Source organism: Fictibacillus nanhaiensis, from assembly GCF_036213205.1.
Lineage (GTDB): Bacteria > Bacillota > Bacilli > Bacillales > Fictibacillaceae > Fictibacillus > Fictibacillus nanhaiensis_E.
Window position 1 is genome coordinate 365,637 of sequence record NZ_JARMFC010000006.1, and the last position, 12,938, is coordinate 378,574.

Genomic DNA, 12,938 nt, shown 5'->3' on the forward strand with positions numbered 1-12,938 from the left:
CCTTTTGTTTTTAATGTCTGATCTAACATATACTAATAGATAAGTTTTGATAAAAGGAGTGTTCATGTGTATCAGTCTCCTGGGTCTAAAAGAAGAATCATATTTCATGTTGACATGAACAGCTTCTATGCTTCAGTAGAAATGGCTGAAAACCCTAATCTTCGAGGAAAGCCAGTCGCGGTAGCAGGAAACGTAGAAGAACGAAAAGGAATCATCGTAACATGTAGCTATGAAGCGAGGGAAAAAGGCGTTAGAACAACGATGCCACTATGGCAAGCTAGAAAGCTTTGTCCCAATCTTGTTGTTGTTCCTCCAGACTTTGAAACATACAAAATGTATTCATCACGCATGTTTCAGCTTTTGCAGGAATATACAGAAAAGGTAGAGCCTGTTTCCATCGATGAAGGCTACATGGATGTAACAGACTGTCAAGAACCACTTGAAATGGCAAAGGAGATTCAATCCAGATTGTTGAATGAGCTGAACCTGCCATCATCAATCGGTATCGGTCCTAATAAATTTTTAGCGAAAACAGCTTCAGATATGAAGAAGCCTCTCGGAATCACAGTTCTTAGAAAGAGAGATCTCAGTGAAAAGCTATGGCCGCTAAAAGTAGGAGAGATGCACGGAATTGGTAAGAAAACAGAAGAAAAGTTAAATAAATACGGTATCATGACAATAAAAGATCTCGCAGATGCCGTAGATTATGAAGTAAAGGCTCGTTTTGGCATCAATGGTATAAAGATGAAAGAAAGAGCAAACGGCATTGATACGCGTCCAGTCGATCCAAGTGCTGCAAGTGATTATCGGTCGATCGGAAATTCTACGACATTGAGTGAAGATCTTATTTCAGTTACGGAATCAGAAGCTGTTTTCAAAAAGCTCGCGGAAAAAGTATCTTCTCGGCTAAAAATAAAAGGATATGTAGCACTAACCCTCGCTATCACCATTCGCTATAGCGATCGGAAGACGATTACGAGAAGTACGATGCTTGCTAACGGAACACAGCATTCAGGAGATATCCGTAAAACAGCAGTTCAACTCTTTCGTCGACATTGGAATCAGGAACCTGTTCGATTATTAGGTATTACCGCTACAGAAGTGGTCGAAAAAGAACAAGCTACTTATCAGCTTGATCTGTTCTCTGTAGAAAAGAATGAAAAAGATGCACTGCTTCATGATGTATTATCTTCTATCGAGAGAAAGCATGGAGAGGGTATCATTAAAAAGGGAAAAAGTAACAGGAGCTGATCGTTCATGATCTTAAAGAACAGCGTGATAAGAACAGTAATGTGTATTGTTCTTTGCCTCGGGCTTTTTATTCTGTTTGCCTCTGTCTATAAACAATCAAGAGTGGAAGTTATTGATGTTTGGACGATGAAAAATGTGTCTGTCATCCATCAGCCTGTTTTAAATGAAGGTTTTACGTTCCTGACAAACATCGCTTCAAGGCCATATCAATTTGCCATCTTTATCTTTTTTGCAGTAATTTGGCTGATCGGTGAAAGAAAGTGGATAGAACCGTTTGTGTTAGGCGTTTGTCTAATCGGAATTCGCTTTGAAAACCAATGGTTCAAAGATTGGTTTGAAAGAGATAGACCGATGTACGATCGTGTTATTGAAATTACCGGTTATAGCTTTCCAAGCGGGCATGCTATGATCTCCATCGCTTTTTTCGGTTTGCTTTCTTATCTCCTCGTCCAAAATTATTCTATTCTGTTCAGATATCGAAAGTTTATGTATGGAGTTACTGCCCTATTTATTGGATTAGTTGGTTTTAGCAGAGTATATTTAGGTGTACATTACCCTACGGATGTACTAGGTGGTTTTGCTGCCGGAGGAACTTGGCTATTAATCTGCGTTCTGCTGTATAATGGGCTGAAGCATGTTAAGAGGAATGTATCATTGAAATAAGAAAAGCTGACTCTTTAAAGAGCCAGCTTTTAATGCTTACCAACCACGTTCATATTGTTTTGGGCTTTCAATCTCTGTTCCAAGATCTTGTGCGGCTGATCGGGGCCAATATGGATCTTTCAAAAACTCACGACCGATAAAAATAAGATCAGCTCGCTTGTTTTGTAAGATTTCTTCCGCCTGCCGGCCTGTTGTGATCAAGCCAACAGCTGCGGTTGCGATACCAGCTTCATTTTTAATCTTGTCTGCAAAAGGAACTTGATAGCCAGGAAACGTCGGAATCTTCGCAGGTACAACAGCTCCTGAACTGCAGTCAATAAGATCGACACCATCTTCTTTCATCCACTTCGAATAGGTCACAAAATCTTCGGGTGTATTTCCTTCTGGGTGATAATCATTCGCTGAAATACGAACAAACAGCGGGCCTTCCCATTCTAATCTGACAGCAGCAATGATCTCTTGTAAGAATCGGTAGCGATTTTCTTGGCTGCCTCCATAAGAATCAGTTCTTCTGTTAGACAGAGGGGAGAGGAACTCATTGATCAAATATCCATGCGCCCCATGGATCTCGATTACATCAAATCCTGCTGTCTTCGCTCTTTTTGCTGCACTTCGAAATTGATTCACGGTCTCTTCGATCTGCTGAAGTGACACTTCTTCTGGTGTCTTCATTTTTTCAGAAAACGCGATAGCAGAGGGGGCGATGATCGGTCCGTCTATCATAGCCTTGCGTCCTGCATGGGCGATTTGAATCGCTGCTTTTGAGCCGTTTTCCTGAATAGATGAAACGAGTTGAAACAAACCTTCTACATGGCTGTCATCCCAAATTCCTAAGTCTTCAGCACTTATTCTTCCTTGTGGGCTTACCGCTGCTGCTTCTGTCATGATCAGCCCGGTTTGACCCATTGCTCTAGACGTATAATGAGTCATGTGCCAAGGAGTCACAACTCCATCTTGTTCATAACAAGAATACATACACATAGGTGACATGACGATCCGATTCTTTAACGTTACATCACGGATGGTCAATGGTTGAAACAATAACGGTTGAATATAAAACAACTCCTTTTTCTTTAAGACAAGCTTTTTGAGCATCATTACTTTTCATTCTCATTGTAGTACGTTTAATCACTATTTTTGAAGAAATCTGCTCTTGGAATGTGGTGAAAGGCTGTTCAACACATCTCTTGCTAAAATCGGATAGTCGGTTATGATCGCTTCAGTATTCCACTCGAAAAAATACTTCATCCACTTCTTACTGTTAACCGTATAGGGACGAACAGGAATATTATTTCTTTTAAAGCCTTTCATGATGTAAGGGTGAAGAGATTTATAGTTGGGATGTGCACTTTGTGAACAAACGGCCTTCACATACTCCCAAGGTTCAAATAATCCAGAAGAATATAGAGGCGCCGTCTGTACATATTTGTTCAATCTTCTGATCTTGACTAGACTATAATGATTGAATGACGAAATCACTGTTCGATCCATCATCCCGTAGTGTTGCAACAATTGAAGTACCTTTTCCTCGAGCCCGTTGTATTCTACGATATTGTTTTTTAATTCAATATTAAGCAACATTGGGAGTGGTGTTATCCATTCTAAAAATTGTTGAAGAGAAGGAACGGATTCTTTATTAAATTTTTTTGAAAACCAGCTGCATGCATCTAATTGTGAAAGTTCATCATAGGTGTAATCGACAACATAACCTTTTCCATTAGTTGTCCGATCTACTTTCTCATCATGAATGATGACCGCTACCCCATCTTTAGAAAGCTGCACATCAAGCTCGATCCCATCAGCGCCATCTTTAAATGCTTTTTGGAATGCAGCCATTGTGTTTTCTGGACAATCCTTACTAGATCCTCTGTGAGCAAATATATAGGTCAAGCATGTAAGCTCCCTTCATAAAAAAGATATAGACAGTATAAGGTAAATGAAAACGGAGATAAAATGAAAGGGTTCGTAAGACTGTTTTTGTAAGCTTTGTTTCTTTCGGTAGTAGTTGATTTCTGTTCCAGATGCTCGCTTTCCGCGGAGCAGACGGTGAGCCACTGCTTCTACGCGTCCTTAGGAGTCTCCACCTGTCTAGTTGTAGTTGCTAGCCCCTCGAGGTCAAAAGTTGAGAGAACCACTTCTACATTTCGAACTGACCGCTCGTCCTATAAGAGTCCGCAACTATCACTTCAATCACCTCGCATGAAGAAGAGGAAAAAGGAAACAGCCTGCTATTCAATCTTTTATCAAGATGGTTTTTTTCAGTTATTGTACTTTAGTTTGACTTATAAACTAAGGTTCCTAAGTGCCTCAAGCATTAACTATACCCATCACTGATTAGGTTGATTGGAGTGAAAGGTGCGAGACTCCTGCGGGACGAGCGGTCAGGTGAGACACTTAAAGGCGCAAAGCGGCAAGTGGCTCACAGGTCGCCCCGCGGAAAGGGAGCACCTGAAACGGAAATCAACCACTTTCATTAGGAACAAAGTTATAGCCAGAATGAAAGAAACCCTTCCTGTTTGTAGAGGAAGGGTGAGTTATTTTCTGCGTCTAGAACGCTTCTTTTTTTCATCTCTGTTGTGTTCTTCAACAGTGGCTCCTTTTTCTGTCAGCCAGTGGATAAAAACAAGCTCTTTGTCAGTAAGAGATCGTTTTGTAAATTTTTCAAACTGAACGCGCAATTCAAGGTATCTTTGGGAAATTTCAACTTCGGTCACACAAATCCCTCCCTAAATCTAGCTCTAGCTTCTACTTAGATGATAAAGAGAAAGTAAAGGGCTTGTCAATTTTTTCTAATCGTCAATTTCTGCAGAGAAAATCAGAGAATTGGTGCAAAATAACGAAAAGGAGTTGATATGATGAAGGTTTCTATCAAGTTATTCTGCTTGATCATGGCCGGTTTTCTAGTGTGTAGTTCACTTCCGATTACAGTCTCAGCAGAAAGTGCAAGGGTACAAGAACCCGCTTATGCAAAATGGGGAAGGCTCGCTGTTTTTGAAACAGGGAAACGCTACCCCGATTATGATATCGTAGATTATTTATATGTTGGAAGAACGATCACTCAAAATGAAGATATTGTCGAAAGATTTAAGCTTTGGATCAAGAAAGGTTCTTCGGAAAAGGGAGTTATTATTTCAATCACGCTAACTCCAGGCGGTGTTTTTAAAACCATTTCATTTCAAGAGACAGCCCGTTAACGATTAGTTCATTCTCCCAAGTTCTTCAGACCGTTTTACTGCTCTTTTGATACAAGCTAAAAAGGCGTCTTGAACTCCGTATTGCTCTAGTTTACCGATTCCCGCCTCAGTCGTACCGCCAGGGCTAGTTACTTTTCTTCTAAGCTCGATTGGGGAATCTGTTGTTTGTTTAAGCATAAGTGAAGCACCTAAAAGCGTTTGAGAGATCAAAGTCTTTGCTTCTTCTTCGGAAAGATTTAATTCTTCAGCCGCTTTTTGCATAGCTTCAGCAATATAGTAAACATAAGCTGGACCGCTTCCTGAGAGGCCTGTAACGATATGAAGTTTTTCTTCTGGTACAAGTGTAACCGTTCCGATTGTTTCAAACAGCTCGAGAGATTTTTCAATATGGAACTGCTCTGCATATATTCCTGAGGAGAGTGCAGTAGCAGAATGTCCGATCGATGCGGATGTATTTGGCATTGCTCTTATGATAGGGTTTTGAAGTTGAAGCCAATCTGTTAACGTTTCAGTGGATATACCAGCCATAACAGAAATGATCAGCTGATGAGTCTTAACAAACGGCTTGATGGTGTTCACTGCATTATGCGCATCTTTTGGCTTCACTGCAAGAATGATAATATCAGCATCAACAACAGCTTCTTCTATCGTTGCAGCGGGTACTACACCATACTTAACTTGTAGCTCACTGACTCGTTGTATATTGTTTCGATTTTTTATTGTGATTAAATCAGCTTGCCATTTCTCTTTTTTGATCAATCCTTCCATAATGGCCTCAGCCATCGATCCGGCACCAATAAACGTTATTTTTTCTGTTCCCACGGGTAATCCCTCCCAGAATTTTGAGTATAAAAAAACTCCCAGTCCTATATAAAGGACGGATGGGAGTGATCCGTGGTACCACCTTTGTTGGCATGATTGCTTGCCCGCTCAAGATGTCTATATCGCAGAACTGCGCCAGATTTCTCCAGATTGCTCCAGGGCAGGTTCAGTAATTCCTTTACGGTGAAATCTTGCAGCCTATGGATTCCACTCTCTAAACGGAGGAGATTACCTACTAATCCCTTTCAACGCATTTATTTATTGGCCATATTTGGCATTTCTTTTATATTTTAAAAAACATTATGCTATGATTTCTATATGTATGTCAACTAGTTATTTTATTTGGAGGAAAAGATGAATCAAAAAACAGCAATTATCCCGATTACTCTTCCTACACCATTTGATGTAGGTCCTGTAAACTGTATCCTCCTAAAAAGTGATGCGGTTACGCTTGTTGATTCCGGAACAAAAACCGAAGAAAGCAGACAACAGCTCATCTATACTCTTAAGGATCACGGGCTCACTTTTAAAGATCTAGATTATTATATCTGCACTCACTACCATCCTGATCATGCGGGCCTATCAAAAGAGATTCAAGACAATGACGTTCAGACCCTCATGCTTAAAGAAGCTGTTCCTTACGTGAGTGGAGACAGTCATTTTATTGAACAAGGAGAAATGTTTTATACGAATCTCTATCATTCTTTCGGAGTCCCTGATGCTCTTGGAAGATTAGAACTTTTAAAGCTGCGAAAGTATCGTACGTTCTCAAGTGCGTTTGTTCCAGACGCTCTGCCTTTACCTGGCGATGAAGTGCCTGGTCACGAGGGATTTATCTTTTTAAAGACGCCCGGTCATGCCCCAGATCATCTTTCTCTCTATCATGAAGAAGACGGCATTTTAATCGGTGGGGATGTACTGCTGCCTCATATTTCGTCTAATGCCCTATTAGAACCTCCTGCTTTGAATGAAACCGAGCGGCCAAGAACATTGCTTCAATACCGTGAGACGTTGCAATACCTATACACGCTGAACTTACAAAAGGTATACCCTGGACACGGAGAGCCATTTGCGAATGCAACACAGTTGATCACAAAACGCTTACACGATCATACTGAGCGTGCAAAAGCGCTTGAACATCTTTTGAGCGATGAGCCGTTAACCGTTTTTGAACTGTGTCAGCGTCTGTTTCCAAAGCTATATGAAAAGCAGCTCGGATTAGTAGTTTCCGAAGTTGTTGGGCACCTCGATCTGCTTCAAGCAGAAGGTAGAGTGCGAGTAGAGGAAGAGAACAAGATATCACATTATCGCAGAACAGGAGTTATAAGATGAGTACATTAAGAAATAAAGTCGTGTTGATAACAGGAGCATCAGGGGGACTCGGTGCTCACCTTGCTATGGATGTTGCTAAAAAAGGAGCAACTCCAATCCTTACTGCAAGAAGAGAAGATCAGCTAAAAGTGGTACAGGAAGCGATCTTAAAAGCTACGAATGTAACAGCGCCTTATTACATTTTAGATGTTTCGAACACAGACAGCGTTGATGAAGTTTTTTCAGCGATCCTTCGTGAACATCAAAACATACATATTTTAGTGAACAACGCGGGTTATGGCATTTTTGAAGAGTTTGTTGATTCGCCATGGGAAAATATCGAAGGGATGTTTTCAACGAACGTTCTTGGGCTGATGGCTTGTACGAGAGCTGTTCTACCTCACATGCTTCAAAGAGGAAGCGGTCATATCGTGAATATTGCTTCTCAGGCCGGTAAGATCTCAACACCAAAATCCAGCGTGTACGCAGCAACGAAACATGCTGTGTTAGGATTCTCAAACGGGTTGCGTTTGGAAGTCGCACACAAAGGGGTAGACGTAACAACCATCAACCCTGGACCGATCGCGACCAACTTCTTTACACTTGCTGATCAGTCTGGTAATTACGTTAAAAACGTTCAAAAGCTTATGCTTCAGCCTTCACATGTTTCAGAAAAAATCGTTAGAGCGATGGAGCGTCCCGTTCGTGAGATCAACCTGCCATGGTGGATGAACGTAGGAAGCACGATGTATCAAGTGATGCCAAAATTGATTGAGACACTAGGTGGGAAATCGTTTAGACAGAAGTAAGTTTCAATAATATTATTATGTAAACAAAATTGAAGGTTGTAAGACTTTTAGAGCTGGTGACGGAACTCGTGGATTGAAGTCCAAAACTCGTGGATTGGAGCCCAAAACTCGTGGATTGAAGTCCAAAACTCGTGGATTGAAGGCCAAAACTCGTGGATTGAAGTCCAAAACTCGTGGATTGAAGCCCAAAACTCGTGGATTGAAGCCAGAAACTTGTGGATTGGAGTCCAAAACTCGTGGATTGAAGCCCAAAACTCGTGAATTGCAGCCCGAAATCATGGATTACCGATTAAAACCTCATCGATCACAGTCCAAACTTCACACACCATCATCAAAATAAACAGGTTCCCTCACCTAACGGCGGACCTGTTTATTTGTTTGCAAAATAATCATATACAGCGTCCTGAATGATGCTGTAAACAGCCTCATTTTGATCTGCCTCATGCATCTGGCGTAACACTTCTTCTTCGAGACTTCTCCATTCTTCATCCGTTAATATACAATCTTCTTCTTCCCATAAATAATCCTTCAACGATTGTTGAATCATTTTTCTTAGCAATAAGCGGTTCATTTCTTCACCTGTCTTTCCCTATAAATCCTAGACTTTTGGCTTAGAAACGTCAATCTGCGAAATTTGCTGAAAAAATTACCATTGTTATAAGAACATACATTCGGTTAAAATGGGTATACATATAAAGAACAGGTGTTCGTAAAAAAGAGAAAGGGGTGTGTCGAATGAACTATGATGAAATGCCTAAGCGCACCATCCTATGTATGGATATGAAAAGTTTTTATGCAAGCTGTGCTGCTGTTCGCTTAGGATTAAATCCGCTGACATGTCATTTGGCAGTTGTAGGGGATACGGAGAGACAGGGAAGCGTTGTGCTTGCAGCATCACCGAGATTAAAGGCTGATTTTGGTATTCGTACGGGGAATCGGCTGTTTGAGATTCCAAAGAATAAAAACATAATAGTTGTAAACGCGCAGATGGCTTATTTCCTAGAAAGGTCGATGGAGATTACGAAGATGCTGCACCGCTATGTTCCGCCAGAGTCAATTCACACATACAGCGTGGATGAAAGTTTTCTTCAAGCTGACGGAACAGAAAGGTTATGGGGAAGTGCACAAGAACTTGCTGAGAGGATCCGCCGTGACATCTGGCGAGAGTTTGGATTGCCATGTGCGATTGGAATCGGCCCGAACATGCTCATGTCAAAGCTTTGTCTCGATCTTGAAGCGAAGAAAAAAGGAGTAGCACAGTGGGGGTATGAAGATGTAGAGAAGAAACTATGGCCTCTATCTCCACTAAGTCAGATGTGGGGGATTGGTTCAAGAGTAGAGCGGACTTTAAACAGGATGGGGATTGTAACAGTCGGTGACCTCGCGCATTATCCTCTTGAACTTTTGGAGAAAAAATTCGGGATCATGGGAAATCAGCTTTATCATCATGCATGGGGCATCGATCTGTCTGAAATCGGTGCGCCCATCATGCAAGGTCAGGTCAGCTACGGAAAAAGTCAGATTTTACTTCGGGACTATACGGATATAACGGAGATCAAGCATGTTATTTTGGAGATGTGTGAAGAAGTGGCCAGACGTGCGAGAAGAGCAAGAAAAGCAGGACGGACGATCAGTTTTGGGTTAGGATACAGCAAAGATGAGGGTGGCGGCGGCTTTCATCGCTCTAAATCGATCGATCAGCCATCTAATATTACGATGGAGCTGTATGAAGTGTGTCTAGAGCTTCTTGGAACCTTTTATCAGGGAGAGACGGTGCGTAAGATTTCAATCGCTCTTTCTAACGTCTGTGAAGATACAGAAACACAGCTTACTTTGTTTTCTCTAGACCATCCAAAGAAAAGAAAGATCGGCTATGTCATGGATGATATTCGGCAAAAATACGGCTCCAACTCTCTTCTGCGGGCTGTTTCTTATACAAAAGGAGGAACAGCATTATACAGAAGCCGACTTTTAGGCGGACATAAGGCATAAGGGGGCGGAAGAACGGTGATTCGTGACAGAGGAACGATTAAGTGGACAGCGATGATGCTGCCGGAGCATGTGAAAATGCTAAGAGAGCATCAGGACGGTCTGGACTACGGAAAAAAGCCAGAATTAGATGAACAAAAGTACGAAGAATTTAATGAGACAATCTGTGTTGCAATGGAAGAGAACCAAGCGCTGAAATTTACGTATTTTGAAAAAGGAAGGGTGCTCGAGCTCATAGGCCATGTGCATTATATAGACGAATATAAAAAAGAGTTTAGGGTGTTAAATGAAGAGAAAAGAATGCATATCTTAAAAGTGACTGACATTATGGACGTTGAATACGCATAGACACATAAGAAATATAGGCATCAAAAAAAACAGCAAAAACTAACAGAAGATAGTTTTTGCTGTTTATTATTATCCAAAGATTTGAGTTAAGTAAATCATGATCAAGAGCCCGGCAATAAATGATAATGTAGCAGAGCGAGCGTGACCATCGCCATGGCTTTCAGGAATGAGTTCTTTGTAAACGATAAAGAGCATGGCACCGGCTGCAAAAGAAAGACCATAAGGGACAAGATTCTCTACATATGAAGTAAGAACATACCCAAGCATCGCCGTAACGATTTCAACCGCTCCCGTTAACGTTGCAATAAAGAACGCTTTTATTCTATTCATTTTTTGATGAATTAAAAAAAGTGCTACAAGCAGCCCTTCTGGTGCATTTTGAAGACCGATTGCAAAAGCGATCAAACCGCCAAGACCTGTATTTTCACTAGCATAACTGACACCTACAGAGAGCCCTTCAGGCAGGTTATGCAGTGTAATTGCTGCAATCACAAGAATAGCCTTCGAATCAATGCCTTTAAAAATCTTAGAATGATCGAGATCAACGTGTGGAACGAACCTTTCTAACAGCAAGAGTGTTAAAGTACCGAGTGTAATACCAATCGTAAGTACGGTTAAATTTGATAGTTCAAGAGCTTGAGGAATCAAGCTGAACGTTGAAGCAGCGACCATGATACCTGCGGTAAGAGCAAGCAGTATGTCGCGAAACCGGTGAGTTACCTGAGACCAGAAAAGAACAGGCAGTGCACCAAAACCGGTTGCTAATGCAGATAAAACACTTCCAAATAAAGCAGCTTCCATTCTGTTACCCACCTTAGTCAAATATCCAATTTTATAAAAATAGTCATATGGCTCTTTTAGTATACCGCCAAATCCTTTTTAATAGAAGTAAGCGCCATTTTTCATTTTTAAAATGCGCTTCTATCGGAGAAATAAGAAGGTGACAATTTTGAAAGTCATAATCATTGACCCGGGCCATGGAGGTAATGATCCAGGAGCGGTAAACAAAGAGCATTTTGAGAAAATATATAATCTGGCAATCGCCAAAAAAATACAAGCTAATCTTCAAAACAACTATGAGGTGACGGTCATCATGACCCGAGCGGATGATACAACTGTATCATTAGAGGAAAGAACGAATTTAGCAAACAGCAAGAATGCAGAGCTGTTTGTGTCTATCCACCAGAATATTGGCGGAGGAGAAGGCTTTGAAAGCTATGTGCACCAGCGTGCAGGTGTTGAAACGAAAAGGATACAAAATGTTTTACATGCATCAGTCGCGGCTGTTATGAGTAAGTACGGTGCGCGCGACAGAGGGCAAAAACAAGCTGATTTTCACGTGCTTCGTGAAACGAAAAAGTCTGCTGTGTTATTAGAAGTACTTTTCATGGATAATGAGAAAAACTTGACTATTTTAAAAAGAGAAGATTTTCAAAATGACGTATCTGTGGCAATTGCAAAAGGAATCGCACAAAGTCTTTCACTTCCCAAAAAACAGGTACAGATTACACAAACACAAATCTTTAATGTAATCGCAGGTGCGTTCGAACAAAAAGAGAACGCGGTTAATCGTGTATCGATTCTAGCTAAACAAAACGTTACAGCCTTTATTGATGAAATAGACAGCGGAAACAAAACCTATTACAGAGTTCAAGCGGGAGCTTTTCAGAATAGAGAATACGCAGAGGATTTTGCTAAAAAGATTCGTTCACATGGTGTAACGGATGCTTATGTGGTAGAGAAAAATACAAGTGAGCCGCCGCCAGTCCAAGAACCGCCAAAGCCAAATCCAGAGCCTCCAAAGGGACTGACTATACAAGGCTCATCGTTGCTATCTGCAGAAGAAATGGATGGGTTTGTAAAGAAAGTCAATCCCAACGCGCCATCTGTAGCTGCTCTTTACGTTCAGATCGGACAAGCGTACGGAGTCAGAGGGGATGTAGCATTCGCTCAGGCTATTCAGGAAACAGGGTACTTCCGCTTTGAAGGAAACGTTAAGGCTTCTCAGAATAATTATGCAGGAATCGGTGCCACAGGTAAGAACGAATCAGCCGTGTTTAAGACTCCTCAAGAAGGTGTTTTAGCACACATCCAGCACTTGTTTGCTTATAGCTCTACACAGCCCCTACCAACACAATATCCACTTGCTGATCCTAGGTTTCAATATGTCCAAAGAGGCAGTGCTATAACTTGGGCGCAATTGAACGGAAAATGGGCCATTCCAGGCACAACGTACAGTACAAAGATATTGGAGATTTATAAAAAAATGCTAGATGAGGCGAAAAGACCGCTGCAAACAAGAATTAACTCTATAAATGCAGTACTGAACGAATTGTAAAAAATGGATTTTGCGAGTGTTTCATTTTAAACAGCAAAAAAATAAGGCTTCGCATGAGATACAACTACATGCGAAGTCTTATTTTTTAATCATATTTCATAAACTTCCTACTTATGTTGCGGCGAACAATTTGCATTGGGGTGCGAATTTCTTCGAGCCACACTATTAAAGTAAGGAAGAATTAGCCAAAAAGGAGTAGCATGTTATAAAATA

General features: G+C 41.1%; 14 protein-coding genes and 1 other annotated feature. Of the genes, 8 read left to right on the forward strand and 6 right to left on the reverse strand.

All coding sequences use genetic code 11. The features are described from left to right. The first annotated feature begins 66 nt into the window (after positions 1–66). Entirely contained in the window at positions 67–1,251 is a 1,185-nt protein-coding gene (locus P4V41_RS08865; protein WP_328084483.1) for a DNA polymerase IV, read from the forward strand. A gap of 6 nt (positions 1,252–1,257) precedes the next feature. After that, positions 1,258–1,914, forward strand: coding sequence for a phosphatase PAP2 family protein (locus P4V41_RS08870; protein ID WP_328084484.1), 657 nt, complete (start codon positions 1,258–1,260; stop codon positions 1,912–1,914). A 36-nt stretch (positions 1,915–1,950) separates the two neighbouring features. Here P4V41_RS08870 and namA read toward each other — a convergent pair whose 3' ends face one another. From namA to P4V41_RS08885, 3 genes are all read right to left on the reverse strand, one after another. Continuing rightward, positions 1,951–3,009 carry an NADPH dehydrogenase NamA gene (gene namA / locus P4V41_RS08875; protein WP_419181300.1) on the reverse strand — a complete coding sequence of 353 codons (1,059 nt, stop codon included), beginning with the start codon at positions 3,007–3,009 and terminating at the stop codon, positions 1,951–1,953. A 36-nt stretch (positions 3,010–3,045) separates the two neighbouring features. Next, positions 3,046–3,804, reverse strand: coding sequence for a glycerophosphodiester phosphodiesterase (locus P4V41_RS08880; protein WP_328084485.1), 759 nt, complete (start codon positions 3,802–3,804; stop codon positions 3,046–3,048). Between the two features lie 644 nt (positions 3,805–4,448). After that, positions 4,449–4,628, reverse strand: a complete 180-nt coding sequence (locus P4V41_RS08885) for a hypothetical protein (RefSeq protein WP_328084486.1) — start codon at positions 4,626–4,628, stop codon at positions 4,449–4,451. Between the two features lie 141 nt (positions 4,629–4,769). On the opposite strand from P4V41_RS08885, the gene P4V41_RS08890 reads away from it, so the two are divergent. Then, positions 4,770–5,108 (forward strand): DUF3889 domain-containing protein, encoded by a 339-nt coding sequence (locus P4V41_RS08890; protein ID WP_328084487.1) that lies wholly within the window; start codon positions 4,770–4,772, stop codon positions 5,106–5,108. Positions 5,109–5,111: 3 nt separating this feature from the next. Here P4V41_RS08890 and proC read toward each other — a convergent pair whose 3' ends face one another. Next, positions 5,112–5,930 carry a pyrroline-5-carboxylate reductase gene (gene proC / locus P4V41_RS08895; protein WP_328084488.1) on the reverse strand — a complete coding sequence of 273 codons (819 nt, stop codon included), beginning with the start codon at positions 5,928–5,930 and terminating at the stop codon, positions 5,112–5,114. 48 nt (positions 5,931–5,978) lie between these two features. Next, positions 5,979–6,188, reverse strand: a binding site (T-box leader). Positions 6,189–6,284: 96 nt separating this feature from the next. Here proC and P4V41_RS08900 point away from each other — a divergent pair. Both P4V41_RS08900 and P4V41_RS08905 read left to right on the forward strand, forming a co-directional pair. Continuing rightward, positions 6,285–7,262 (forward strand): MBL fold metallo-hydrolase, encoded by a 978-nt coding sequence (locus tag P4V41_RS08900; protein ID WP_328084489.1) that lies wholly within the window; start codon positions 6,285–6,287, stop codon positions 7,260–7,262. After that, positions 7,259–8,050 carry an SDR family oxidoreductase gene (locus P4V41_RS08905; RefSeq protein ID WP_328084490.1) on the forward strand — a complete coding sequence of 264 codons (792 nt, stop codon included), beginning with the start codon at positions 7,259–7,261 and terminating at the stop codon, positions 8,048–8,050. The genes P4V41_RS08900 and P4V41_RS08905 overlap by 4 nt, the downstream gene beginning before the upstream one ends. Positions 8,051–8,420: 370 nt before the next feature. Here P4V41_RS08905 and P4V41_RS08910 read toward each other — a convergent pair whose 3' ends face one another. Further along, complete coding sequence (locus P4V41_RS08910) at positions 8,421–8,621, reverse strand: YqzH family protein (protein ID WP_328084491.1); 201 nt, start codon at positions 8,619–8,621, stop codon at positions 8,421–8,423. A gap of 164 nt (positions 8,622–8,785) precedes the next feature. Between P4V41_RS08910 and P4V41_RS08915 the strand changes: the two genes are divergently transcribed. After that, on the forward strand, positions 8,786–10,042 hold the full coding sequence (locus P4V41_RS08915; protein ID WP_328084492.1) for a DNA polymerase thumb domain-containing protein: 1,257 nt from the start codon (positions 8,786–8,788) through the stop codon (positions 10,040–10,042). A gap of 15 nt (positions 10,043–10,057) precedes the next feature. Continuing rightward, positions 10,058–10,387, forward strand: coding sequence for a YolD-like family protein (locus P4V41_RS08920; RefSeq protein WP_328084493.1), 330 nt, complete (start codon positions 10,058–10,060; stop codon positions 10,385–10,387). Positions 10,388–10,456: 69 nt separating this feature from the next. Here the strand turns inward: P4V41_RS08920 and P4V41_RS08925 are convergent, their stop codons facing one another. Then, positions 10,457–11,188, reverse strand: a complete 732-nt coding sequence (locus tag P4V41_RS08925) for a ZIP family metal transporter (RefSeq protein WP_328084494.1) — start codon at positions 11,186–11,188, stop codon at positions 10,457–10,459. A gap of 139 nt (positions 11,189–11,327) precedes the next feature. Here P4V41_RS08925 and P4V41_RS08930 point away from each other — a divergent pair, with 139 nt between their 5' ends. Then, positions 11,328–12,725, forward strand: a complete 1,398-nt coding sequence (locus tag P4V41_RS08930; protein ID WP_328084495.1) for an N-acetylmuramoyl-L-alanine amidase — start codon at positions 11,328–11,330, stop codon at positions 12,723–12,725. The last annotated feature ends 213 nt before the right edge of the window (positions 12,726–12,938 follow it).